Below are 22,458 nucleotides of genomic sequence, written 5' to 3'. Positions count from 1 at the left end.
GGGCCTTCCTTGCGCAGGTACATCACAACTGGTTCGTCGTGCTCGGAAGAGACGACGAGTTCCTTGATGTTGAGGATGATCTCCACGACATCTTCGGTCACACCAGGGATGGTCGAGAACTCGTGCAGGACACCGTCAACGCGGATTCCGGTGACCGCAGCCCCCGGGATCGATGACAGCAGGGTGCGTCGCATCGAGTTACCGAGCGTGTACCCGAAGCCAGGCTCCAAGGGCTCGAGGATGAACTTCGATCGGTGGTCGGAGACCGACTGTTCGATCAAACTTGGTCGTTGTGCAATAAGCACGGCTGTTCCCTCCTGCGGCGTCCGCTATTTGACGCCGAGATATCTGACTACTTCGAGTAGAGCTCGACGATGAGCTGTTCTTGCACCTGAGTGTCGATCTGTTCCCTGGTGGGGAGTTGGTGAACCAGCACGCGCATCCGGTTGGGGATGACCTCAAGCCAGCCGGGCACCGTGTGCTCGTCAGCTTCTGCGTGGGCGACCACGAACGGAGTCATCTCGCGGGACTTGCTGCGAACCTCAACGATGTCGTTGGGCGTCACGCGGTAGGACGGGATGTCGACCTTCTTGCCGTTCACGGTGATGTGACCGTGACGGACAAGTTGGCGAGCCATGTCGCGGCTCTTGCCGAACCCGGCGCGGAACACGACGTTGTCCAGGCGACTCTCCAGGATGGTCAACAGGTTCTCACCGGTCTTGCCCTGGTGTCGGTTTGCCTCGTCGTAGTAGTTGCGGAACTGCTTCTCCAAGACGCCGTAAATGCGCGCGCACTTCTGCTTCTCGCGCATCTGCAGCAGGAACTCGCTCTCCTTGGTGCGGGCACGACCGTGCTCGCCCGGAGGGTAGGGCCGCTTCTCGATCGGACATTTGTCCGTCTCGCACTTGGAACCCTTGAGGAACAGTTTTGTCTTTTCCCGGCGGCAGCGTTTGCAGTCCGGGCCGGTGTAGCGGGCCATCCTTCGCTATCTCCTTCAGCTCAGACTCGGCGCCGCTTGGGAGGGCGGCAGCCATTGTGTGGAATGGGGGTCACATCGGCGATCGCGCCAACCTCAAGGCCAGTGGCCTGCAGCGAGCGGATCGCAGTCTCACGGCCTGAGCCGGGACCTTTCACAAACACGTCAACCTTGCGCATGCCGTGTTCCATCGCCCGGCGGGCAGCGGCTTCAGCGGCCTGCTGCGCGGCGTACGGGGTCGACTTACGCGAACCCTTGAAGCCGACCTGGCCGCTGGAGGACCAAGCGACCACGGCACCCGACGGATCGGTGATTGACACAATCGTGTTGTTGAACGTGCTCTTGATGTGAGCTTGGCCGTAGGCCACGTTCTTCTTCTCTTTGCGCCGGACCTTCTTGGCGCCCTTATTTGCTGGAGGCATTCGCCTGATTTCTCCTGAGTGGGTCTTTGTTCGCGGCTGCAACCGCGAGGGTTAGTTGGCTGAGGGGGTTTTCGCTAGACCTTCTTCTTGCCTGCGACGGTCTTGCGCGGTCCCTTGCGAGTGCGCGCGTTGGTGTGGGTACGTTGCCCACGAACTGGCATGCCACGACGGTGGCGAATGCCTTGGTAGGAGCCGATCTCGACCTTGCGGCGGATGTCGCCCTGCACCTCGCGGCGCAGGTCACCCTCGGTCTGGAAGTTCGCGTCGATGTAATCGCGAAGCAGGATGAGATCAGGCTCGGGGAGATCCTTGACGCGAATGTTGCCATCCACACCAGTCGCTGCGAGTGCTTGCCGGGCGCGAGAACGGCCAATGCCGAAAATCGCGGTGAGCGCTACCTCAAGCCGCTTGTCGCGGGGGAGGTCGACGCCAACTAAACGTGCCATGTGAAGGCGGTTCCTACTTCCTGTAATGGGCGAAGGTATCGGTCACGGCATCGCTCCTGCCCGCCTGGGCAGGTCCTCGGCCTTCGCACCGAGGGTGGCGTCCTCCCGGATTGGCGCCCGGACGGGGTCGGATGTCGCGTATTCAGTTGTTGCTATTTCTTCGTCGTGCTTAGCCCTGCCGTTGCTTGTGGCGGGGGTTCTCGCAGATCACCATGACTCGTCCGTGGCGACGGATCACCTTGCACTTGTCACAGATCTTCTTGACGCTTGGCTGGACCTTCATCGTCTTCCCTTTACTTGTACCGGTAGACGATGCGTCCCCGGGTGAGATCGTAGGGCGATAGCTCTACAACTACTCGATCGTCCGGGAGGATCCGGATGTAGTGCATCCTCATCTTCCCCGAAATGTGCGCCAGCACCTTGTGCCCATTGTCGAGTTCGACGCGGAACATTGCGTTCGGCAACGATTCGACGATGGTGCCCTCAAGCTCGATGGCACCTTCCTTCTTGGCCATGCGTGTACTAGCGCTCCTTCATTGGATTCAAGGATGGTCGTGCGGAGCCTTCCGGTTCCGAGCCGACTGATTCCTCGCGAACGCGTCCCAGCGGGACAATTCCGTGAGGAGTAAGCCAGTCAGAGGTGAAACCACAACGAACCGGTTCCCGAGTCTACGCCACCGTTGGCGGCGTGGGAACCCCGGGTAGAGCGTCGTACGTCACCTTCGGTGACCCGCTCAGTCCGCCGCAACGGTGAGTACCTGCGGGCCTTGGGCCGTGATTGCCACGGTGTGCTCCCAGTGGGCTGCGTACTGTCCATCCTCGGTGACGACCGTCCAGTCGTCGCCCAGGACATCCACCTGTGCCGATCCCAACGTGATCATTGGCTCGATCGCAACTGCCATCCCGACGACGAGTTCTGGACCTTTGCCGCGCTTTCCGACATTCGGGACGTTGGGTGGCATGTGCATGCTCGAGCCGATGCCATGGCCGACATAGTCGACGACGATTCCGTAGCGATGGTCGTGTGAACTGATGCTCGACTCAACGGCAGCGCCGATATCGCCGACGTGCCCGCCGGCGACTGCCGCACCGATGCCCGCCATCATCGCCGCCCGGGTTGCCTCCGATAGCGCTGCGACCTCCGGCGCAACGGATCCGACGGCCACCGAAACTGCGGCATCTCCGTGCCAGCCGTCAACGATCGCACCGCAGTCGACGGACACCAGATCACCGTCGTCAAGCACTCTGGGTCCTGGGATGCCGTGCACGACCTCGGAGTTCACCGACACGCAAATTGACGCCGGGTAGCCGTGGTAGCCCAGGAACGAAGGCGTCGCCCCTGCGTCGTGGATATAGGTCGCGGCAATCGCGTCGAGTTCCTTGGTCGTCACGCCCGGAGTTACCGCGGCCGAGATCTCCGCTAGCGCCCGCGCCACCACCGCGCCGGCCTGACGCATGAGCTCAAACTGCTCAGGAGTTTTGAGTTCAAAGCGATCGCGGCGAAACATGTCACCAGGGTAGGCAGATAGCGGAGCAGGACGTCACGGGCAGGGGTATCGTCTCGGCGTGTCCAGTCACGCGCCACTGCGCAAAGTCGCCATCGCAGTATTGGGAATCGTGGCCGTCGGGTACACGATTTGGCTGTGCTTCCCTGACCACCCCATTGACTTCGTTGTGTACCGGAGAGGCGCGGACGTATTGCTGCATGGGGGCTCGCTGTACGACGACGTCTCCGTAGGACCGCGACCACTGCCCTTCACCTACCCCCCGTTTGCGGGTGCCCTCTTCATCCCACTCGCGATGATCCCCTTCAGGCTTGGATTAGCCATCTGGGAGCTCATCAATGCCTTGGCCTTGGTCGCCATTGCGTGGATGACCGCGACCCGCCTTCCTAGGATCGCCGGCACCGAGCCGGCCCGCTCGTGGGCAACCTGGGAGATCGCCGCGCTCGTCTTCAGCGTCGCGGTCGCCATGGAGCCCATCACCGACAACTTCGCCTATGCGCAGACCAACCTGATCGTCGTGTTTGCCGTGCTTTTCGACTCTCTGCGCGAGTCAAAGTGGAGCGGATACCTGACGGGGATCGCCACCGGGTTCAAGATCACCCCGGGCCTGTTCATCGTCTTCATGTTGGTAACGCGCCGGTGGACAGCCGCCGGACGCGCAGCCATCGGATTCGGCGTGACAATCGCCATCGGAGCCCTCTTCGGCCCCGCACAGGAGTGGCGCTTCTGGACAAGCAGCCTCTTCGAAACCGACCGGGTAGGCGAGACCAACACTGCGACGAACGTGGCGATCTCCGGGGACTTGGCGCGCCTGTCGACACAACCATGGAGCACTGCGGTGTGGGTAACGGCAGCACTGGCAATATTGGTCACTGGTCTGCTAATCGCAAAACAGTGGTGGCCCAGTGAGCGCCTGATCGCCGCGGCTGTAGTTGGCACAGTCGGATTACTGGTCTCCCCAATCTCCTGGGTCCACCACTGGGTCTGGATGGTTCCAATGGTGGCGATACTGGTGGCCCTCACGATCCGCGCCAGGCGTGAGCACCTTCGATCAGCTGTGTGGATCACCGGCGTGGCCGCCCTCGCCGCGGCTACGCCCTCGCTCACCCATGCGCGAAGGTTCCTCTGGAAGTTCACCCGAGAAGGCTCGGCCTCATCTTGGCTGGCCCTGACCAGCTACGCCGTTGCTGGCCTGTTCGCACTCGTCGCTATCGGGTTCGCGCTCCGCTGGGCACGCATTAGCGACGAGCCTGCAGGCGCGGTGACAACTCAATCGCTCTGAGCGAAAGCCCAATGGGAAGATCTGCCCACCGCTACATTCTTGCAATCAACTAATCAACAGCATTTGGGGTTCATCATGGGACCTTTCAATCAGTCATCGACTCGCGGTCCGCGCGGCCGGGTCAGCGAACCACCCACAGTCTCTTCAACCGAGATTGCCAGCTGGTTGTTGGGCCGCCTACCCGACGAGTGGTTCGTGGACACACCGAAGGTGACGCTGGACCGAGATGAGATCACCGTCGTCGATGAGATTCCCGCAGCGGCCGGTGGAGAGAGAATCGATCATGGTTCGGTCGACCTCGGCAGGATCGGCAGATTCCGAGCGGAAACCCGCACGCCGCAATGGCCCTCGCTAGTCTGCGGCTAGTGAAGCAGTAAAGACGCACCCACCTGCTGTTTCACCAGTACCGTCTTGAGGCGACCTGTCTCTCCATCGCTGACCCCGATGGCCGATTTGGAGACACCAAGGCGCTTGGCCAGCAACCTCTGTAGTTCGGCATTGGCCGCGCCATCCGCTGGCGGTGCCACGACTCGGATACGCAGGTATGACTCGGACTCCCCACCACCTCGCTGACAACTTCAGTTCGCGAAGCCCGGGGAGTCAACTGGCATCTAGGATTCGAGCGCCGCCAGCAACCGACCGGTGACTTCCTCAACAGTGCCCATCCCGTCAACCTTGACCAGCAGGCCCTTTTCCTCATAGACGCGAGTCAGTGGTTCGGTCTGCTCCGCGTAGATCTCCATTCGGCGACGAATGACCTCTTCGGTGTCGTCGGCGCGGCCCTCAAGTTTTGCCCGGTTCAGCAGACGGGTGATGACTTCCTCGGTATTCGCGGTGATCTCGACGACCTTCTCCAGCGGAGTCCCTAGGTTGTTCAAGATCGCGTCCAGCTCTGCGACCTGCTCCAGCGTCCGGGGGTAGCCGTCAAGGAGGAATCCGTTGCCGGTATCCGGCTGGGCCAGTCGATCCGCGACCATAGCGTTGGTGACCGAATCGGGCACGTATTCGCCCTTGTCCATGTACTTCTTGGCCTCCACACCTAGGTCAGTGCCAGCACCCACGTTGGCGCGGAAGATCTCACCGGTGGAGATGTGCGGGATTGTCAGCGTCTCCGCGACGACCTTGGCCTGCGTTCCCTTGCCTGCCCCGGGAGGACCCATAAGGACGATGCGCATCAGATTGAGCCTTTCGCTATGTGGTGGGGTCCCGCGCCGACGGGCGCGAATACCGAAGTCCGGAAGTCGTGGATGTGACGGTAGCTAACTGCCACCCGATAACAAAACCCGATTGACCCGTCAGCCCTAACGCAGGAAGCCCTCGTAGTTGCGCTGCTGCAGCTGGGACTCCACCTGCTTGACCGTATCGAGGCCGACGCCAACCATGATCAACAGGCTGGTGCCACCAAACAGGAACGACTGGCCCAGCCCGAGTCCACCGAACGCAATAAACGGAATGATCGCGACGATGGCCAAATAGATGGAGCCGGGGAACGTCAACCGCGTCAGGACGTAATCGAGATACTCGGCAGTCGGCTTGCCCGCGCGAATTCCGGGAATGAAGCCGCCGTACTGCTTCATGTTGTCGGCTACTTCGACCGGGTTGAAGGTGATCGCCACGTAGAAGTACGCGAAGAACACGATGAGCAGGAAGTAGACAACCAGGTAGATCGGCTCGGAGCCGTTGGTCAAGTTACGCGAGACCCACTGAGCCCACCCGGACTGACTGCCCGACAGCGTGACGATGAGTTGGGGAATGTAGAGCAACGACGAAGCGAAGATGACGGGGATAACGCCGGCCATGTTGACCTTGAGAGGAATGTAGGTCGAGGCGCCGCCGTACATCTTGGAGCCGACCATCCGCTTGGCGTACTGCACCGGAATCCGACGCTGCGCCTGCTCGACGTAGACCACTGCGGCGATCACAAGCAACCCGACCGCGGCCACGATCGCAAGCGTAAAGGTGCCGTCGGTCTGGTAGACCTTGGCGAACTGGCCGGGCATCGACGCGATGATCGAGGTGAAGATCAGCAGCGACATCCCGTTGCCGATACCGCGGTCGGTGATCAGTTCACCGAACCACATGATCATGCCGGTTCCCGCTGTCAGCGTGATGATCATGACAATGATCAGCGGAATCGATTGGTTCGGGATCAGTTGCTCGTTGCACCCCTGGAAGAGCCGGCCGGGGGAACGTGCGAGGGTGAGGATCGTGGTCGACTGCAAGACAGCCAACCCGATCGTCAGGTACCGCGTGTACTGCGTCAGCTTCGCTTGACCGCTTTGACCCTCCTTCTTGAGGGCCTCAAGGCGAGGGATGACCACGACCAACAGCTGAATGATGATGCTCGCCGTGATGTACGGCATGATCCCAAGCGCGAACACACTCAACTGCAGCAAGGCACCACCACTGAACAGGTTGATCAACCCATAGAGCGAGTTGTCCTGGACAACATCGATGCACTTCTGAATGTTGGTGTAGCTAACGCCGGGCGTCGGAATGACGGCGCCAAGGCGGTACAGCGCAAGCAGCCCCAAGGTGAAGAGGATCTTCTTGCGGAGATCTGGCGTCCGGAATGCCGACGCGAACGCAGAAAGCACGAGGCTGTCAGACCTCGACCGCGGAACCACCCGCGGCGCTTAGCTTGTCCTTCGCGGTCTGAGAGAACGCATTGGCACTGACCTGCAGCGCGACGGAGATATCCCCGGATCCCAGGACCTTGACCGGCAGGCCCTTGCGGACGGCACCTGCCTTGACCAGATCGTCGATGGACACCTCGCCACCCTTGGGGAACAGTCGGGCAAGTGCTGCCACGCTGACCACCTGGAAAGCGACCTTGTTCGGGTTCTTGAAGCCCTTGAGCTTTGGCAGTCGCATATGCAGCGGCATCTGGCCACCTTCAAAGCCAGCTGGCACCTGGTAACGCGCCTTGGTGCCCTTGGTGCCGCGACCGGCGGTCTTACCGCGGGCGCCAGCCTCACCGCGACCCACGCGGGTCTTGGCGGTCTTGGATCCCGCAGCGGGACGCAAATGGTGAACCTTGAGCGTCATGCTTGCTCTACCTCCTCGACGGATACCAGATGGGCAACTGCCCGTAGCATCCCACGAACTTCGGGGCGATCCTCACGTACGGAGGAATCACCGATGCGACGCAGCCCCAGCGTGTGCAGGGTAGCCCGCTGCGACGACGTTCCGCCGATACCTGACCTGGTCTGAGTCACCACGAGCTCGCTCATGACGCACTCATCCCAGCAGCGCGAGCCCGCAGCAGTGCCGCCGGTGCGACGTCCTCAAGTGGCAGCCCACGGCGAGCGGCAACCTCTTCTGGACGTTCCAACCCCTGTAGCGCAGCCACGGTCGCGTGCACGATGTTGATGGCATTGTCCGAACCGAGCGACTTGCTCAGCACGTCCCGAACGCCAGCACACTCAAGCACGGCACGCACCGGACCACCGGCAATGACACCGGTACCGGGCGAAGCCGGACGCAACATGACGATGCCGGCCGCCTTCTCGCCCACGATGGGGTGCGGAATGGTGCCCTGGATCCTCGGGACCTTGAAGAAGCTCTTCTTTGCCTCTTCGACACCCTTGGAAATCGCGGCCGGAACCTCTTTGGCCTTGCCATAGCCGACGCCGACCTGACCGTCGCCATCTCCGACCACGACGAGCGCGGTGAAGCTGAAGCGGCGGCCACCTTTGACGACCTTGGAAACGCGATTGATGGCAACTACTCGTTCTACGTAGTTGCTCTTCTCAGCGCCGCCCCGACCTGAGTCGCGACGCTCTCGGCGCTGTGCAGCCATGTGTCCTACTTCCTTTGTTCTCTAAGCCTAGAAGGTCAGTCCGCCGTCGCGGGCGGCATCTGCCACCGCTGCGATCCGGCCGTGGTAGCGGAAGCCGCCGCGATCGAACACGACCGTGTCGACACCAGCGCCCTTTGCACGTTCAGCAACCAACTCGCCTACGCGGCGAGCTCGTGCCGTCTTGTCCCCGTCCAGCTTACGGACAGCCGATTCCATCGTTGATGCGGAGGCCAGGGTCAGGCCGGCGGTGTCGTCGATGATCTGGGCCTCCATGTGCTTGGCGGACCGGAACACAACCAGGCGCGGACGCGTGGGCGATCCCGAGACGTTCTTGCGGACCCGAGCATGCCGACGGATTCGCCCGGTGCTTCGTGGGTTACCGGACCCGATCTTCTTACTGATAGCCATGGCTACTTACCAGCCTTTCCGGCCTTGCGGCGGATTACTTCGCCGGCGTAGCGCACGCCCTTGCCTTTGTAGGGGTCGGGCTTGCGCAGCTTACGGATGTTGGCGGCAACCTCGCCGACTTTCTGCTTGTCGATGCCCTCTACCGCAAAGCGGGTGGGAGTCTCGACGGCGAACTTGATGCCCTCTGGAGCATCAACCTGAACGGGGTGGCTGAATCCGAGTTGGAGTTCCAGACCCGCGCCCTTGGGTGCCACTCGGTAACCAGTACCGGACACCTCCAACGTCTTCGTGTAGCCCTCGGTCACACCGATGACCATGTTGTTGACCAGCGTGCGAGAAAGGCCATGGAGGGACTTGCTCATCCGCTCGTCGTTGGGACGAGTGACGACGTACGTGCCGTCCTCGGCCTTCTCGATCCGAATGGGATCGGCGACTGTATGGGTCAACGTGCCCTTCGGCCCGGTAACGGTCACATCCTGACCCGCCACCTCGATCTTGACGCCGACGGGAACGGCGATGGGTAAACGTCCGATGCGTGACATAGCTACCCCCTACCAAACGTAGGCGAGGACTTCCCCACCCACGCCCTTCTTGGCGGCCTGCCGGTCAGTCAGCAGACCGGACGACGTCGAGATGATCGCGATTCCCAAACCGCCGAGCACCTTGGGCATGCCCGTGCTCTTTGCGTAGACCCGCAGACCGGGCTTGCTCACGCGGCGAAGGCCAGCGATTGAGCGCTCCCGGTTGGGGCCGTACTTGAGGTCGACGAGCAGCGTGCGGCCAACCGTCGCTTCTTCGGTACGGACCCCGGCGACGTAACCCTGTTCTACCAGGATGTGGGCCACACCCTCTTTGAGCTTTGAGTACGGCATCGCCACGGTGTCGTGGTACGCCGTACTCGAGTTGCGCAGACGCGTCAGCATGTCTGCGATCGGATCGGTCATTGTCATGGCCATCGGCCTTCCTCGCCGGGGTTTCCGCTTCGCTGCGGACCTGCGGCGCTGTTGTTTTGGTCTTCAGGGGGTCGTGCTTGGTTACCAGCTGCTCTTGGTGACACCCGGCAGTTCGCCGCGGTGGGCCATCTCGCGAAGGCAGATCCGGCAGAGGCCGAACTTGCGATACACCGAGTGTGGACGCCCACAACGGTTGCAGCGGGTGTAGCCGCGAACCTTGAACTTTGGCTTGCGCTTGGCCTTCTCGACTAGTGCAGTCTTTGCCATCTGGTCACTTCTCCTTGAATGGGAAGCCGAGCGCCTTGAGCAACGCACGACCTTCCGCATCATTGCTCGCGGTGGTCACGACGGTGACGTCCATGCCACGCACCCGGTCGATGGTGTCCTGGTTGATCTCGGCGAACATTGCCTGTTCGTTGAGGCCGAAGGTGTAGTTGCCGCGGCCGTCGAACTGACGCGGCGACAGTCCGCGGAAGTCACGGATGCGAGGAAGCGCAACCGACAACAGCCGGTCGAGGAACTCCCACATCCGATCACCGCGCAGCGTGGTGTGGGCGCCAATTGGCTGGCCCTCACGCAACTTGAACTGGGCGATCGACTTGCGGGCCTTGGTCACCGACGGCTTCTGGCCGGTAATCGTCGTCAGGTCCCGCACCGCGCCGTCCATCAACTTGGAATCCCGAGCCGCATCGCCGACGCCCATATTGACGACGATCTTGGTCAGGCCGGGGACCTGCATGACGTTGCCGAGTCCGAGTTCGTCTTGCAACTTGTTCCGGATCTCGTCGTTGTAGCGCTGCTTGAGTCGCGGCACCTCTGGCGCCACGATGTCAGTTGATGCGGTCATCAGATGTCCTTACCGGTACGCGCCGAAACTCGAACTCCACGAGTCCCGGAGTAGGTCGATCCGTCGGGACGGCGCTTTTCGGCCGCCTCGCGACGCTTGCTCACCCGAGTGGCCTTGCCGTCCTCGCCGACGACCATGACGTTTGAAACGTGGATCGCGGCTTCCTGGACGATGATGCCACCGGTGTTGGTGCCGCGAGCGCCCTGGCCAGCCTTGGTGTGCCGCTTGACGCGGTTGACACCCTCGACGATGATCTTGTCCGTCTCGCGGATGGTCTTGATGACCTTGCCCTTGGAGCCCTTGTCCTTGCCGGAGATAACCAGCACGGTGTCGCCCTTGCGGACTTTCATCTTTGGTTTGGTCGAGTCAGCCATCAGAGCACCTCCGGAGCCAGCGAGATGATTTTCATGAAGCGCTTGTCGCGCAGTTCGCGCCCAACCGGGCCGAAGATGCGGGTTCCACGCGGTTCGCCATCGGCCTTGAGAACAACCGCTGCGTTCTCGTCGAAGCGGATGTAGGAACCATCGGGACGACGGCGCTCCTTCTTGGTCCGGACGATGACGGCCTTGACGACCTCGCCCTTCTTCACGTTTCCACCAGGGATCGCGTCCTTGACGGTCGCAACTATGGTGTCGCCGATCCCGGCGTAACGACGACCCGAGCCACCGAGAACGCGGATGCACAAGAGTTCCTTGGCACCAGTGTTGTCAGCGACCCGAAGTCGAGACTCCTGCTGAATCACTTTGCCTTCTCCACGATCTCGACCACACGCCAGCGCTTGGTAGCTGACTGCGGGCGGGTTTCCATCAGCAACACTCGGTCACCGGTGCCACAGCTGTTGTCTTCGTCGTGGGCCTTCAGGCGGCTCGTCCGGCGCACGACCTTGCCGTACATCGGGTGCTTGAACCGATCCTCGACCGCCACGACGACGGTCTTGTCCATCTTGTTGCTGACGACCAAGCCCTCGCGGACCTTGCGGTCGCCGCGGGCTTGCTGGTCAGTCTGGGTCGCCTCACTCATGCGGCGCCCTCCTCATCCGGAGCAGTGATGCCGAGCTCGCGCTCGCGCATGATGGTGTAGAGCCGCGCGATCTCGCGGCGAACTGCCCGCAGTCGACCGTGGCTCTCAAGTTGGCCGGTAGCGGCCTGGAAGCGCAGGTTGAACAACTCTTCTTTGGCCTCGACCAGCTTGGTGGTCAGTTCCTCGTCGTCGAGCACGCGCAGCTCTGAGGTTGGAGTCAATGCAGCCATCAGTCCTCACTCACCTCTCGTCGAACGATCCGGCACTTCATGGGCAGCTTGTGCATCGCCCGAGTCAGTGCCTCTCGTGCTGCAACTTCGTCTGGGTAGGTCAGTTCGAACATGACCCGACCGGGCTTGACGTTGGCCACCCACCACTCGGGTGAGCCTTTACCCGAACCCATGCGGGTTTCAGCTGGCTTCTTGGTCAACGGACGATCTGGGTAGATATTGATCCAGACCTTGCCGCCACGCTTGATGTGCCGGTTGATGGCAATACGTGCCGACTCAATTTGACGGTTGGTGACGTAGGCGGGTTCCAATGCCTGCAATCCCCAGTCGCCGAATGTCACGGTCGTGCCGCCCTTGGCAGCGCCCGAACGCTTCGGGTGGTGCTGCTTACGGTGCTTGACCTTGCGTGGAATCAACATTGACGATCAGGCTCCCGTCTCCGCTGGCGCAGCGGCTTCGGCTGCGGGGGCGGCGTCGGCTGCCGGAGCAGCTTCTGCGGCGGGTGCCGCCTCGACTGGCGCGGCCGGAGCCTCGGTGCGAGCGCCCCGGTCACCACGGCCACCGTCACGACCACCACGCCCGCCGTCACGACCACCACGGCCACGGGGACCGCCGGCGCCTGGACGAGCGAGTCGAGCCGCCTGCTGCTTCTCGCGCTCTTCGCGGTCGCTGGAGACCTCGCCGTGGTACACCCAGACCTTCACGCCGATGCGGCCGAAGGTGGTGCGTGCCTCGTAGAAGCCGTAGTCGATGTCCGCGCGCAACGTGTGCAGCGGAACGCGGCCCTCGCGGTAGAACTCGGTGCGGCTCATCTCAGCGCCGCCAAGGCGGCCGCTGACCTGAATCCGGATGCCCTTGGCACCCGACTTCATGGCGCTCTGCATGGCTTTGCGCATGGCTCGGCGGAACGCAACCCGGCTCGCAAGCTGCTCGGCGACACCTTGAGCGACAAGCTGGGCGTCAACCTCGGGGTTCTTGACCTCAAGGATGTTCAGCTGAACCTGCTTGCCGGTAAGGGCCTCAAGTTCGGTGCGGATGCGATCGGCCTCGGCGCCGCGGCGACCGATGACGATGCCCGGACGGGCGGTGTGAATGTCGACGCGTACACGCTCACGAGTTCGCTCGATCTCGACCTTGCTGATGCCGGCGCGATCCATGCCAGTCGTCATCAGCTTGCGGATCTGGACGTCCTCGTTGACGTAGTCGCGATAGCGCTGACCCACCTTCTGGCTATCGGCGAACCAACGGGACCTGAAGTCCGTCGAGATGCCTAGCCGGAAGCCATGCGGGTTGACCTTTTGACCCACGGTCTACCTCTTCTTCCCGGCCGAGTCCGCATCCTGCGGCCCGACGACGATCGTGATGTGGCTGGTGCGCTTGCGAATCCGGTAAGCACGACCCTGTGCACGCGGACGGAACCGCTTCATGGTCGGACCCTCGTCCACGCGAGCTTCGGTGATGACCAGACTCGACTCGTCGAGTCCGGCGTTGTTGGTGGCGTTCGCGATGGCGCTGTTGAGCACCTTGCCGACAGGCTCACTTGCCGCCTGCGGCGCGTAGTGCAGTATCGCCTGCGCTTCCGCTGCAGGTAGCCCACGAATCAGGTCCACCACTCGGCGGGCCTTCATGGGCGTGACGCGGATGTACCGCGCTTGGGCCCTGGCTTCCATCGCTATCCCTCTGTCTCTTCGAGTCTTCGTCTGGCTATCGGTGTGCGTAGCGGCCCGCGTTAGCGGCGCTTGCTCTTACGGTCGTCCTTGATGTGACCTTTGAACGTGCGGGTCGGTGCAAACTCACCGAGCTTGTGACCGACCATGTTCTCGGTCACGAATACGGGTACGTGCTTGCGCCCGTCGTGGACAGCCAATGTGTGTCCCAACATCGCGGGCACGATCATCGAACGTCGCGACCAGGTCTTGATGACGTTGTGGGTACCGGCCTCGTTCTGCTTGTCCACCTTCTTCATCAGGTGGTCGTCAACGAATGGGCCCTTTTTGAGGCTACGTGGCATCTCGGTACTCCTAGCGCTTCTTGCCGGTCTTGCGGCGGCGGACAATGAACTTGTCGCTTGGCTTGTTCTTGGCTCGGGTGCGACCCTCGGGCTTACCGTTCGGGTTCACCGGGTGACGACCACCGGACGTCTTGCCCTCGCCACCACCATGCGGGTGATCAACCGGGTTCATGGCGACACCGCGGACGGTGGGGCGCTTGCCCTTCCAGCGCATGCGGCCGGCCTTACCCCAGTTGATATTTGACTGTGACGCGTTGCCGACCTCACCGACGGTTGCCCGGCAGCGAACGTCGACGTTGCGGATCTCGCCCGAAGGCAGCCGAAGCTGTGCGTACGGACCGTCCTTGGCGACGAGCTGGATACTCGAACCGGCCGAGCGAGCGATCTTTGCTCCCCCACCCGGACGCAACTCCACTGCGTGGATGACGGTACCGGTCGGGATGTTGCGCAGCGGCAGGTTGTTGCCTGGCTTGATGTCGGCGGAGGAACCGGTCTCGACGCGGTCACCTTGGCGCAGCTTCTCCGGAGCAATGATGTAGCGCTTCTCGCCATCGGCGTAGTGCAGCAGTGCGATGCGGGCGGTGCGGTTCGGGTCGTACTCAATGTGAGCGACCTTGGCCGGTACTCCGTCCTTATCCGCGCGACGGAAGTCGATCACCCGGTAGGCGCGCTTGTGACCGCCACCTTGGTGACGGGTCATGATGCGCCCCGAGTTGTTGCGACCGCCCTTCTTGGGCAGCGGACGAACCAGCGACTTCTCCGGGGTCGAACGCGTGACCTCAGCGAAATCGCTCACGCTTGAGCCGCGACGCGATGGCGTCGTCGGCTTGTATTTGCGAATTCCCATAGCTCTTTCCGTGTCCTATGTCAGTCCGGTCAGGCGACCGGACCTCCGAAGATGTCGATGCGGTCGCCTTCTTTGACGGAGACAATCGCTCGTTTGGTGTTGGGGCGGCTCCCGTAGCCCGCGCGAGTGCGCACGCGCTTGCCGGAACGGTTATTGGTGTTCACGCCAGTGACGTGGACACCAAAGGTCTGCTCGACCGCAATCTTGATCTGGGTCTTGTTGGCATCGGGGTGAACCAGGAACGTGTACTTGTTCTCGTCCAGCAGCCCGTAGCTCTTCTCAGAGACAACGGGTCCCAGCAGCACGTCACGCGGATCTGCGATACGCATCAGGACGCCTCCTCGGTGATGGCGCGCTTGCTCAGCGATGCGGTTGCACGCGTGATGAACGCCTCAAGCGCATCGGTGGTGAAGACCACGTCGTCGCTGATGAGCACGTCGTAGGTGTTGAGTTGTTCTGGCGTGAGGACGTGCACGTCGGCAGCGTTGCGCAGCGACTTGATGCTGACCTTGTCGTCGGACAATGCGACGACGAGAACCTTGGGTCGCTCGCAGAAGCCACGCAGGGTCTCCACGGCCACCTTGGTCGAGGGTGCATCGGCTGTGACGAAAGCGCTCGCGACGTGAATGCGATCCTCGCGGGCCCGATCGGACAAGGCCCCGCGCAGGGCGGCGGCCTTCATCTTCTTGGGGGTGCGCTGGCTGTAGTCACGCGGGGTTGGGCCGTGCACGATGCCACCACCGACGAACTGTGGGGCCCGGATCGAGCCCTGACGGGCGCGGCCGGTGCCCTTCTGCTTGTAAGGCTTGACACCACCACCGCGCACCTCTGCGCGGGTCTTGGTGCTGTGCGTTCCCTGTCTTGCGGCTGCGAGTTGGGCAACCACTACCTGGTGCATCAACGGGATGTTGGCCTCGACATCGAAGATCGCGTCGGGAAGTTCCGCTGTGCCGTCGGTTCCTCCGCCGGGCTTATGGATTGTCACGGCGCTCATGATGCGGCTCCTTTGACAGCGTTGCGGATCAGCACGACTGAGCCCTTGGGACCAGGGATCGCGCCCTTGATCAGCAGTAGGCCCTTGTCGGCGTCGACTGCGTAGACCTTCAGGTTTTGTACGGTCTGACGGGCATTTCCGCCGCGACCAGCCATACGCATGCCCTTGAAGACTCGGCCTGGGGTGGCGCAGGCACCAATCGAACCGGGCTTGCGGTGGTTGCGGTGAGCACCGTGAGAGGCGCCGACGCCGTGGAAGCCGTGGCGCTTCATAACGCCGGAGTAGCCCTTGCCCTTGGTGGTTCCGGTGACGTCGACCTCTTGGCCGGCCTCGAAAATGTCCGGGCCAATCTCCTGGCCGAGTGTGTACTCGGAAGCATCGTCGGTGCGCAACTCGATCAGGTGGCGACGCGGTGCGACGCCAGCTTTAGCGAAGTGGCCGGCATCGGGCTTGTTGACCTTGCGCGCCTCGATGGTGCCGAAACCAATTTGCACGGCCGAGTAGCCGTCTGTCTGGGGTGAGCGAACCTGCGTAACGACGCAGGGACCGGCTTTGACCACGGTGACAGGAATGACGCGGTTCGCGTCGTCCCACACCTGGGTCATACCGAGCTTCTCGCCCAGCACACCCTTCACGTTCTTACTCATGATTGTCGTGTCCGCCCTTGGTCTAAAGCTTGATCTCGATGTCGACACCAGCTGGCAGGTCAAGTCGCATAAGCGAGTCCACCGTCTTGGGCGTCGGATCAAGGATGTCGATGAGTCGTTTGTGAGTGCGCATCTCGAAGTGCTCGCGGCTGTCCTTGTACTTGTGCGGCGAACGAATGACGCAGTACACGTTCTTTTCCGTCGGCAGCGGCACAGGACCGGCCACCTGGGCACCGGTACGCGTCACCGTCTCGACGATCTTCTTCGCCGAGTTGTCGATGACCTCGTGGTCGTAGGCCTTAAGCCTGATGCGGATCTTCTGTCCCGCCATGGCCGCGTGTTCCTCACTGTAGATCGTGCACTGTGCTGTTGGTCTGTTCCTGGTCGTGCCCGCGGGTCCAGCAAACCGAACCCTTGGTCTTTCCGTTTATTGCTTTGTCTTGCTTCGTCTTTCTCCGTGCTCCCCAAGCGGGGGCTGGGCCGACGCTGCCGCAGGAGGCGGCAGCGTCGGATCCAGTCCGCGCCCTACTACTTAGTGATCTTCGTAACGCGACCGGCGCCGACGGTGCGGCCACCCTCACGAATTGCGAACTTCAGTCCGTCTTCCATGGCGACTGGCTGGATGAGCTGAACGCTCATCTCGGTGTTGTCGCCTGGCATGACCATCTCGGTGCCCTCGGGGAGGGTCACGACGCCGGTCACGTCAGTGGTGCGGAAGTAGAACTGAGGACGATAGTTGTTGAAGAACGGCGTGTGACGGCCGCCTTCGTCCTTGGACAGGATGTAAGCCTGCGCCTCGAACTCCGTGTGGGGAGTCGTGGTGCCGGGCTTGACGATGACCATGCCGCGCTCGACATCTTCACGCTTGGTGCCGCGAAGGAGAAGTCCGACGTTTTCGCCGGCCTGACCCTCGTCGAGCAGCTTGCGGAACATCTCGATGCCGGTGACGGTGGTCTTGGAGGAACCCTCGCGGATACCAACGAGCTCGACTTCCTCGTTGACCTTGACGATGCCACGCTCGATACGGCCGGTGACGACGGTGCCGCGACCGGTGATCGTGAACACATCCTCAACGGGCATCAGGAACGGCTTGTCGACGTCGCGCTCGGGGGTCGGGATGTACTCGTCGACCGCGTTCATGAGCTCGAGGACCGACTCGCCCCACTTCTCGTCGCCACTGAGCGCCGGGAAGGCTGCCACGCGAACCACGGGGACGTCGTCGCCGGGGAACTCGTAGGAGCTGAGGAGCTCGCGAACCTCAAGCTCGACGAGCTCAAGGATCTCTTCGTCGTCGACCATGTCGCACTTGTTGAGCGCAACCACGATCGAGGGCACACCGACCTGGCGAGCCAGGATGACGTGCTCCTTGGTCTGCGGCATCGGACCATCGGTCGCTGCCACAACCAGGATCGCGCCGTCCATCTGCGCAGCACCGGTGATCATGTTCTTGATGTAGTCGGCGTGACCCGGGCAGTCGACGTGTGCGTAGTGACGCTGCTCGGTCTGGTACTCGACGTGCGCGATCGAGATGGTGATACCGCGCTGACGCTCTTCTGGCGCCTTATCGATCTGATCGAAGGCCGAAGCCTCGTTCAGCTCGGGGTACTTGTCGTGCAGCACCTTGGTGATCGCCGCTGTGAGCGTCGTCTTTCCATGGTCAATGTGACCAATGGTGCCGATGTTGACGTGCGGCTTAGTCCGCTCGAACTTCGCCTTCGCCACGGGGGCCTCCTAAGTTTCTTGTCTTATCCGGTGCTGCCCCACTCCGTCGGGGAGTGGGCCGGTCTGGTGGTTTAGTTGTTGTTCCCAGTCTTGCTGGCCTTATGTCCGCTCTGGGCGGGGTGTTGCAACTTCACTCATTCGCCGCGCGACTTCGCGATGATTTCTTCGGCTACGTTGTTTGGAACTTGCGCATAGCTATCGAACTGCATTGAGTAGCTAGCGCGACCTTGGGTGCGGCTGCGCAGATCGCCCACGTAGCCGAACATTTCTGAAAGCGGAACCAGTGCCCGCACGACACGGGCGCCGCTGCGCTCGTCCATCGCTTGGATCTGGCCGCGGCGTGAGTTGAGGTCGCCGATGACGTCACCCATGAAGGCATCGGGGGTGAAGACTTCGACTGCCATCATCGGCTCAAGAAGCGCCGGTCCGGCGCGACGGGCGCCTTCCTTGAACGCCATCGAGCCAGCGATCTTGAACGCCATCTCGGAGGAGTCAACGTCGTGGTAGGCGCCGTCGAGCAGCGTAACCTTGACGTCGACCATCGGGAAGCCAGCGAGAACGCCGTTCTCCATCGCGTCCTGGCAACCGGCATCGATCGACGGGATGTACTCGCGGGGGATGCGCCCACCGGTGACCTTGTTGACGAACTCGTAGCCGGTCTCTGAACGATCGTCGTCGTCCTCGCCGGTCGGGGTGTTTGGCGCGATCGCAATGATGACGCGGCCGAACTGACCCGAACCACCGGTCTGCTTCTTGTGCGTGTATTCGACCTTGTCGACGGCTTTGGTCAGGGTCTCGCGGTAGGCGACCTGTGGCTTACCGACGTTGGCCTCGACGTTGAACTCCCGACGCATCCGGTCGACGAGTACCTCAAGGTGCAACTCGCCCATACCCTCGATGATGGTCTGGCCGGTCTCCTCGTCGGAGTGAACGCGGAAGGTTGGATCCTCGTCAGACAGGCGCTGAATGGCGGTCGCCAGTTTGTCCTGGTCGCTCTTGGTCTTCGGCTCGATTGCCACCGAAATGACGGGAGCTGGGAAGGTCATGGACTCCAGCACCACCTGGTTACTAGGGTCGCAGAGGGTCTCGCCAGTGGTGGTGTCCTTCAGACCCATCACTGCAACGATTTCGCCGGCACCGACCGAGTCGATCTCTTCGCGCTTGTTCGCGTGCATTCGGTAGATCTTGCCGATGCGCTCCTTGCGACCCTTGACGCTGTTGAGCACCGACGATCCAGCCGTCAGCGTGCCCGAGTACAGGCGGATGTAGGTCAGCTTGCCCAAGTGCGGGTCAGCAGCGATCTTGAATGCCAACGCTGCGAACGGCTCCTTGGAGTCCGGCTGCCGGTCGATCTCGACGGACTCGTCGCCGGGCTTGTGGCCCTTGATGGCCTCGATGTCCAGCGGTGAGGGCAGGTAGTCCACGACCGCGTCGAGCATGGGCTGAACGCCCTTGTTCTTGAACGCTGAGCCGGTGAGGACGGGGGTGATGGTGCTGGCGATGGTGGCGCGACGGATCGCAGCCTTCAGTTCAGCGACAGTGGGCTCCTCGGCCTCGAGGAACTTCTCCATCATCTCGTCGTCATTCTCGGAGATGGTCTCGATCAGCTTCTCGCGCCACTGCGCTGCGTCATCGGCCAGGTTTGCGGGAATCTCCTCGACGGAGTACTCCTCACCCAACTTGGTGTCTTCTGGCCACACGAGGGCCTTCATCTGTACTAAATCAACAACTCCGCGAAGTTCAGCTTCAGATCCGATGGGGATCTGCAGAACCAGCGGAGTTGCGCCCAGACGATCGATGATCATGTCGACGCACATGTAGAAGTTGGCGCCGGTGCGATCGAGCTTGTTGATGAAGCACATGCGCGGGACGCTGTAACGATCCGCTTGGCGCCAGACCGTCTCGGATTGCGGCTCGACACCGGCAACGCCGTCAAAAACGGCCACCGCTCCGTCAAGTACGCGCAGCGACCGCTCAACCTCGACGGTGAAGTCGACGTGGCCGGGGGTGTCGATGATGTTGATCTGGTGGTCGTTCCAGTGACAGGTGGTGGCAGCGGACGTAATCGTGATGCCACGCTCCTGCTCCTGCTCCATCCAGTCCATGGTGGCCGCACCCTCGTGAACTTCACCGATCTTGTAGTTGATGCCGGTGTAGAACAGGATGCGCTCGGTGGTGGTGGTTTTGCCCGCGTCGATATGCGCCATGATCCCGATGTTGCGGACCTTGGCGAGGTCGGTTGCGGTTCCGGTTGCCACGAGGTTCTCCTGCGTCTTTTCTATGGGTGAGTGAATGTGTAGGGGCTGAATTACCAGCGGTAGTGGGCGAACGCCTTGTTGGCTTCGGCCATCTTGTGGGTGTCTTCGCGCTTCTTGACGCTGGCACCTAAACCGTTGCTGGCATCCAGAATCTCGTTCATCAGTCGCTCGGTCATCGTCTTCTCGCGACGGGCGCGGGAGTAACCGATCAACCAGCGAAGTGACAGCGTGGTGCTGCGGGCTGGCTTGACCTCAACGGGCACCTGGTAGGTGGCGCCACCAACGCGACGGCTGCGAACCTCAAGGGTTGGCTTGATGTTGTCCAGCGCGCGCTTGAGGGTGAGGACCGGGTCGGTGCCGGTCTTCTCGCGGCAGCCTTCGAGTGCGCCGTAAACGATGTCTTCAGCGGTCGACTTCTTGCCGTCGAGCAGAACCTTGTTCACCAGCTGGGTAACCAGCGGGGATGCGTAGACCGGATCGACAATGATCGGGCGCTTGGGTGCGGGGCCTTTGCGAGGCATGTCAGCCCTTCTCCTTCTTTGCTCCGTAGCGGCTGCGAGCCTGCTTGCGATTCTTGACGCCCTGGGTGTCGAGGGCACCGCGAACAACCTTGTACCGAACGCCGGGGAGGTCCTTGACGCGACCACCGCGCACGAGAACGATCGAGTGCTCCTGCAGGTTGTGTCCGACGCCCGGGATGTATGCCGTGACCTCGATGCCGCTGCTAAGGCGCACACGAGCGACCTTGCGCAGTGCCGAGTTCGGCTTCTTGGGCGTGGTTGTGTACACGCGCGTGCAGACCCCACGTCGCTGGGGGCTTCCCTTAAGCGCAGGGGTCTTGTTCTTCGAGACCTTGTCCTGCCGGCCCTTGCGGACCAACTGTTGGATCGTGGGCACCGAGTCTCCGTACGTGCGAGGGTTTGATGGTTGTCTTGGTCGTTCTCGTCATGCAGATTCACCCCGGAGCTCCGACCCCCGCGCTCGGGCGTGTCGCGTCCACTGCCCAGATGGGCAGCAGTCGTGAACCGACCGTTCGACTTGTGGGGCCGAAACCGCTACGTCACCAGCTCATCGGGTACGTTCCCCAAGCACTTCGCGGAGTTATCACTCCGACGCTGCCCAAGTGGGAACTTGCCCCTATGGCTACTTCGTGAACCAGCGGGTGCCCGAGGTGTCCCAGGCACGAATCACTACGGTACCTGACGCACTTGGGGCAGGTCAAAGCCGGTCCCTGCGTAATAGGTCCATTGTGACGTAACCGACGCACGGTGGCAGCCGTCGCCTCACAACCAGCCCGTCATTGCGGTTGGCGCGCTGCCTGCCTCGGCCCGGTTGTGTCGATCTGCCGTGCCTTCCTGCCACCCGGGTAACCCGGCGGGCGATCCGCTAGGCGGTCGGGAAGGAGAACGACGATGTCGGCGTCGGGACAACGTCAGGATTGGCGATCACAACAATGATGATGATCGCGTAGACGATGCCCAACAGGATGAACACCACGATGTTGATCCAAGCAATGATCTTCGCGGCGGTGACAAAGCCAGCGCCGGTCTGCCACCCGTTGCTGGCCGCGATCTCTTTGCCACCCTTGCTGGCGAACACCAAGGCGACGATCGCAGCGACGATTGGGCAAACGAACCATGCCACCAGGGCAAGCACAAACCCAACAATGGCGTTGTTGTTCGTCTGCGGCATCGGCACCTGCGGCACTCCCCCGCCGTATCCGGGGTTGTAGGCATAGCTGCCCTGTGGCGCGGGCGCGCCACCCACAGGTGGCGGCGGCTGGAACCCGCCAGGTTGCTGGCCGTATGTCGGTGGTTGCTGCGGCTGCGTCGGGGGCTGCTGTGGCGGTTGCCCGTACTGCGGCGGCTGCGGCTGCTGGGGTGGCCCTGCTGGCGGCATTGGCGGGACGGGTGGCTGACCGGAGTCACCGCCGTCTGAATCGGGCGGCGGCGGTTGCGGTGGTTGCTGATCGGACACCAATCCTCCAAGCGTTGGTAGGTCTGGCGCGAGTCTGTCAGTCGCGCAGTGTCAGGGTCAAACGCACGAGGTACGGCGACGGCGCGTCAGCCGCCGTACCGAGAACCCCTC

The 22,458-nt window shown here is 62.2% G+C and carries 38 protein-coding genes; 2 read left to right on the top strand and 36 right to left on the bottom strand.

Annotated elements, in window-relative coordinates; genetic code table 11:
• From KAZ48_02820 to map, 7 genes are all read right to left on the bottom strand, one after another.
• A partial coding sequence (locus KAZ48_02820; GenBank protein MBP7971706.1) for a DNA-directed RNA polymerase subunit alpha occupies positions 1-305 on the bottom strand: 305 nt, incomplete at its 3' end.
• Between the two features lie 47 nt (positions 306-352).
• Positions 353-979 carry a 30S ribosomal protein S4 gene (gene rpsD, locus KAZ48_02815; GenBank protein ID MBP7971705.1) on the bottom strand — a complete coding sequence of 209 codons (627 nt, stop codon included), beginning with the start codon at positions 977-979 and terminating at the stop codon, positions 353-355.
• Between the two features lie 20 nt (positions 980-999).
• The gene (rpsK, locus tag KAZ48_02810; GenBank protein ID MBP7971704.1) at positions 1,000-1,398 is read right to left on the bottom strand and encodes a 30S ribosomal protein S11; all 399 of its coding nucleotides are present in this window, start codon (positions 1,396-1,398) and stop codon (positions 1,000-1,002) included.
• Positions 1,399-1,472: 74 nt separating this feature from the next.
• Positions 1,473-1,844 carry a 30S ribosomal protein S13 gene (gene rpsM / locus KAZ48_02805; protein ID MBP7971703.1) on the bottom strand — a complete coding sequence of 124 codons (372 nt, stop codon included), beginning with the start codon at positions 1,842-1,844 and terminating at the stop codon, positions 1,473-1,475.
• 169 nt (positions 1,845-2,013) lie between these two features.
• The gene (gene rpmJ / locus KAZ48_02800; protein MBP7971702.1) at positions 2,014-2,127 is read right to left on the bottom strand and encodes a 50S ribosomal protein L36; all 114 of its coding nucleotides are present in this window, start codon (positions 2,125-2,127) and stop codon (positions 2,014-2,016) included.
• A 10-nt stretch (positions 2,128-2,137) separates the two neighbouring features.
• Complete coding sequence (gene infA, locus KAZ48_02795) at positions 2,138-2,359, bottom strand: translation initiation factor IF-1 (GenBank protein ID MBP7971701.1); 222 nt, start codon at positions 2,357-2,359, stop codon at positions 2,138-2,140.
• Positions 2,360-2,578: 219 nt separating this feature from the next.
• Complete coding sequence (gene map, locus KAZ48_02790; protein ID MBP7971700.1) at positions 2,579-3,352, bottom strand: type I methionyl aminopeptidase; 774 nt, start codon at positions 3,350-3,352, stop codon at positions 2,579-2,581.
• 58 nt (positions 3,353-3,410) lie between these two features.
• Here map and KAZ48_02785 point away from each other — a divergent pair, with 58 nt between their 5' ends.
• Together KAZ48_02785 and KAZ48_02780 are read left to right on the top strand one after the other, a co-directional pair.
• Positions 3,411-4,631, top strand: a complete 1,221-nt coding sequence (locus tag KAZ48_02785) for a DUF2029 domain-containing protein (protein ID MBP7971699.1) — start codon at positions 3,411-3,413, stop codon at positions 4,629-4,631.
• 75 nt (positions 4,632-4,706) lie between these two features.
• Entirely contained in the window at positions 4,707-4,997 is a 291-nt protein-coding gene (locus KAZ48_02780) for a hypothetical protein (protein MBP7971698.1), read from the top strand.
• Here KAZ48_02780 and KAZ48_02775 read toward each other — a convergent pair.
• The 29 genes from KAZ48_02775 to KAZ48_02635 form a co-directional block, all read right to left on the bottom strand.
• On the bottom strand, positions 4,994-5,158 hold the full coding sequence (locus tag KAZ48_02775) for a DUF167 domain-containing protein (GenBank protein MBP7971697.1): 165 nt from the start codon (positions 5,156-5,158) through the stop codon (positions 4,994-4,996). The two genes, KAZ48_02780 and KAZ48_02775, sit on opposite strands and share 4 nt — an antisense overlap.
• Before the next feature lie 84 nt (positions 5,159-5,242).
• Positions 5,243-5,806: an adenylate kinase gene (locus tag KAZ48_02770; GenBank protein ID MBP7971696.1), complete on the bottom strand. Its 564-nt coding sequence runs from the start codon at positions 5,804-5,806 to the stop codon at positions 5,243-5,245.
• 126 nt (positions 5,807-5,932) lie between these two features.
• The gene (secY, locus tag KAZ48_02765) at positions 5,933-7,228 is read right to left on the bottom strand and encodes a preprotein translocase subunit SecY (GenBank protein MBP7971695.1); all 1,296 of its coding nucleotides are present in this window, start codon (positions 7,226-7,228) and stop codon (positions 5,933-5,935) included.
• Between the two features lie 7 nt (positions 7,229-7,235).
• A complete protein-coding gene (gene rplO / locus KAZ48_02760; protein MBP7971694.1) occupies positions 7,236-7,679 on the bottom strand; it encodes a 50S ribosomal protein L15 in 444 nt (147 codons plus the stop codon).
• Positions 7,676-7,864, bottom strand: coding sequence for a 50S ribosomal protein L30 (rpmD, locus tag KAZ48_02755; GenBank protein ID MBP7971693.1), 189 nt, complete (start codon positions 7,862-7,864; stop codon positions 7,676-7,678). The genes rplO and rpmD overlap by 4 nt, the downstream gene beginning before the upstream one ends.
• Positions 7,861-8,433, bottom strand: coding sequence for a 30S ribosomal protein S5 (rpsE, locus tag KAZ48_02750; protein MBP7971692.1), 573 nt, complete (start codon positions 8,431-8,433; stop codon positions 7,861-7,863). Before rpsE ends, rpmD begins: the two co-directional genes overlap by 4 nt.
• Positions 8,434-8,460: 27 nt before the next feature.
• Positions 8,461-8,841, bottom strand: a complete 381-nt coding sequence (rplR, locus tag KAZ48_02745; protein MBP7971691.1) for a 50S ribosomal protein L18 — start codon at positions 8,839-8,841, stop codon at positions 8,461-8,463.
• 2 nt (positions 8,842-8,843) lie between these two features.
• Complete coding sequence (gene rplF, locus KAZ48_02740; GenBank protein ID MBP7971690.1) at positions 8,844-9,383, bottom strand: 50S ribosomal protein L6; 540 nt, start codon at positions 9,381-9,383, stop codon at positions 8,844-8,846.
• A gap of 9 nt (positions 9,384-9,392) precedes the next feature.
• Positions 9,393-9,791 (bottom strand): 30S ribosomal protein S8, encoded by a 399-nt coding sequence (gene rpsH / locus KAZ48_02735; GenBank protein ID MBP7971689.1) that lies wholly within the window; start codon positions 9,789-9,791, stop codon positions 9,393-9,395.
• A gap of 84 nt (positions 9,792-9,875) precedes the next feature.
• Positions 9,876-10,061: a type Z 30S ribosomal protein S14 gene (locus KAZ48_02730; protein MBP7971688.1), complete on the bottom strand. Its 186-nt coding sequence runs from the start codon at positions 10,059-10,061 to the stop codon at positions 9,876-9,878.
• 4 nt (positions 10,062-10,065) lie between these two features.
• Positions 10,066-10,641 (bottom strand): 50S ribosomal protein L5, encoded by a 576-nt coding sequence (gene rplE / locus KAZ48_02725; GenBank protein ID MBP7971687.1) that lies wholly within the window; start codon positions 10,639-10,641, stop codon positions 10,066-10,068.
• Positions 10,641-10,991: a 50S ribosomal protein L24 gene (rplX, locus tag KAZ48_02720; protein ID MBP7971686.1), complete on the bottom strand. Its 351-nt coding sequence runs from the start codon at positions 10,989-10,991 to the stop codon at positions 10,641-10,643. Before rplX ends, rplE begins: the two co-directional genes overlap by 1 nt.
• 23 nt (positions 10,992-11,014) lie before the next feature.
• On the bottom strand, positions 11,015-11,383 hold the full coding sequence (rplN, locus tag KAZ48_02715; GenBank protein ID MBP7971685.1) for a 50S ribosomal protein L14: 369 nt from the start codon (positions 11,381-11,383) through the stop codon (positions 11,015-11,017).
• On the bottom strand, positions 11,380-11,661 hold the full coding sequence (gene rpsQ, locus KAZ48_02710; GenBank protein ID MBP7971684.1) for a 30S ribosomal protein S17: 282 nt from the start codon (positions 11,659-11,661) through the stop codon (positions 11,380-11,382). Before rpsQ ends, rplN begins: the two co-directional genes overlap by 4 nt.
• Positions 11,658-11,891, bottom strand: a complete 234-nt coding sequence (locus KAZ48_02705; protein ID MBP7971683.1) for a 50S ribosomal protein L29 — start codon at positions 11,889-11,891, stop codon at positions 11,658-11,660. Before KAZ48_02705 ends, rpsQ begins: the two co-directional genes overlap by 4 nt.
• Positions 11,891-12,310, bottom strand: a complete 420-nt coding sequence (gene rplP, locus KAZ48_02700; GenBank protein MBP7971682.1) for a 50S ribosomal protein L16 — start codon at positions 12,308-12,310, stop codon at positions 11,891-11,893. Before rplP ends, KAZ48_02705 begins: the two co-directional genes overlap by 1 nt.
• A 6-nt stretch (positions 12,311-12,316) precedes the next feature.
• Positions 12,317-13,198 carry a 30S ribosomal protein S3 gene (gene rpsC, locus KAZ48_02695; GenBank protein MBP7971681.1) on the bottom strand — a complete coding sequence of 294 codons (882 nt, stop codon included), beginning with the start codon at positions 13,196-13,198 and terminating at the stop codon, positions 12,317-12,319.
• A gap of 3 nt (positions 13,199-13,201) precedes the next feature.
• Positions 13,202-13,561 (bottom strand): 50S ribosomal protein L22, encoded by a 360-nt coding sequence (gene rplV / locus KAZ48_02690; GenBank protein MBP7971680.1) that lies wholly within the window; start codon positions 13,559-13,561, stop codon positions 13,202-13,204.
• 59 nt (positions 13,562-13,620) lie between these two features.
• Positions 13,621-13,902 (bottom strand): 30S ribosomal protein S19, encoded by a 282-nt coding sequence (rpsS, locus tag KAZ48_02685; GenBank protein MBP7971679.1) that lies wholly within the window; start codon positions 13,900-13,902, stop codon positions 13,621-13,623.
• A gap of 10 nt (positions 13,903-13,912) precedes the next feature.
• Positions 13,913-14,749 (bottom strand): 50S ribosomal protein L2, encoded by an 837-nt coding sequence (rplB, locus tag KAZ48_02680; protein MBP7971678.1) that lies wholly within the window; start codon positions 14,747-14,749, stop codon positions 13,913-13,915.
• A gap of 29 nt (positions 14,750-14,778) precedes the next feature.
• Positions 14,779-15,078 carry a 50S ribosomal protein L23 gene (rplW, locus tag KAZ48_02675; GenBank protein ID MBP7971677.1) on the bottom strand — a complete coding sequence of 100 codons (300 nt, stop codon included), beginning with the start codon at positions 15,076-15,078 and terminating at the stop codon, positions 14,779-14,781.
• Positions 15,078-15,743, bottom strand: coding sequence for a 50S ribosomal protein L4 (rplD, locus tag KAZ48_02670; GenBank protein ID MBP7971676.1), 666 nt, complete (start codon positions 15,741-15,743; stop codon positions 15,078-15,080). Before rplD ends, rplW begins: the two co-directional genes overlap by 1 nt.
• Entirely contained in the window at positions 15,740-16,390 is a 651-nt protein-coding gene (rplC, locus tag KAZ48_02665) for a 50S ribosomal protein L3 (protein MBP7971675.1), read from the bottom strand. Before rplC ends, rplD begins: the two co-directional genes overlap by 4 nt.
• A 22-nt stretch (positions 16,391-16,412) precedes the next feature.
• Positions 16,413-16,721 carry a 30S ribosomal protein S10 gene (gene rpsJ / locus KAZ48_02660; GenBank protein MBP7971674.1) on the bottom strand — a complete coding sequence of 103 codons (309 nt, stop codon included), beginning with the start codon at positions 16,719-16,721 and terminating at the stop codon, positions 16,413-16,415.
• Positions 16,722-16,918: 197 nt separating this feature from the next.
• Positions 16,919-18,112, bottom strand: coding sequence for an elongation factor Tu (gene tuf / locus KAZ48_02655; GenBank protein MBP7971673.1), 1,194 nt, complete (start codon positions 18,110-18,112; stop codon positions 16,919-16,921).
• A gap of 134 nt (positions 18,113-18,246) precedes the next feature.
• On the bottom strand, positions 18,247-20,370 hold the full coding sequence (fusA, locus tag KAZ48_02650) for an elongation factor G (protein ID MBP7971672.1): 2,124 nt from the start codon (positions 20,368-20,370) through the stop codon (positions 18,247-18,249).
• Positions 20,371-20,420: 50 nt separating this feature from the next.
• Positions 20,421-20,891 (bottom strand): 30S ribosomal protein S7, encoded by a 471-nt coding sequence (gene rpsG, locus KAZ48_02645; GenBank protein ID MBP7971671.1) that lies wholly within the window; start codon positions 20,889-20,891, stop codon positions 20,421-20,423.
• A gap of 1 nt (position 20,892) precedes the next feature.
• Complete coding sequence (gene rpsL, locus KAZ48_02640; protein ID MBP7971670.1) at positions 20,893-21,267, bottom strand: 30S ribosomal protein S12; 375 nt, start codon at positions 21,265-21,267, stop codon at positions 20,893-20,895.
• A 489-nt stretch (positions 21,268-21,756) separates the two neighbouring features.
• Positions 21,757-22,347 carry a DUF4190 domain-containing protein gene (locus KAZ48_02635; GenBank protein MBP7971669.1) on the bottom strand — a complete coding sequence of 197 codons (591 nt, stop codon included), beginning with the start codon at positions 22,345-22,347 and terminating at the stop codon, positions 21,757-21,759.
• Positions 22,348-22,458 lie beyond the last annotated feature (111 nt).

The sequence above is a fragment of the Candidatus Nanopelagicales bacterium genome, assembly GCA_018003655.1.
Classification (GTDB): domain Bacteria; phylum Actinomycetota; class Actinomycetes; order S36-B12; family UBA10799; genus JAGNDY01.
The sequence above is the reverse complement of the archived record's forward strand: the minus strand, read 5'-3'. Positions and strand labels throughout refer to the sequence as shown.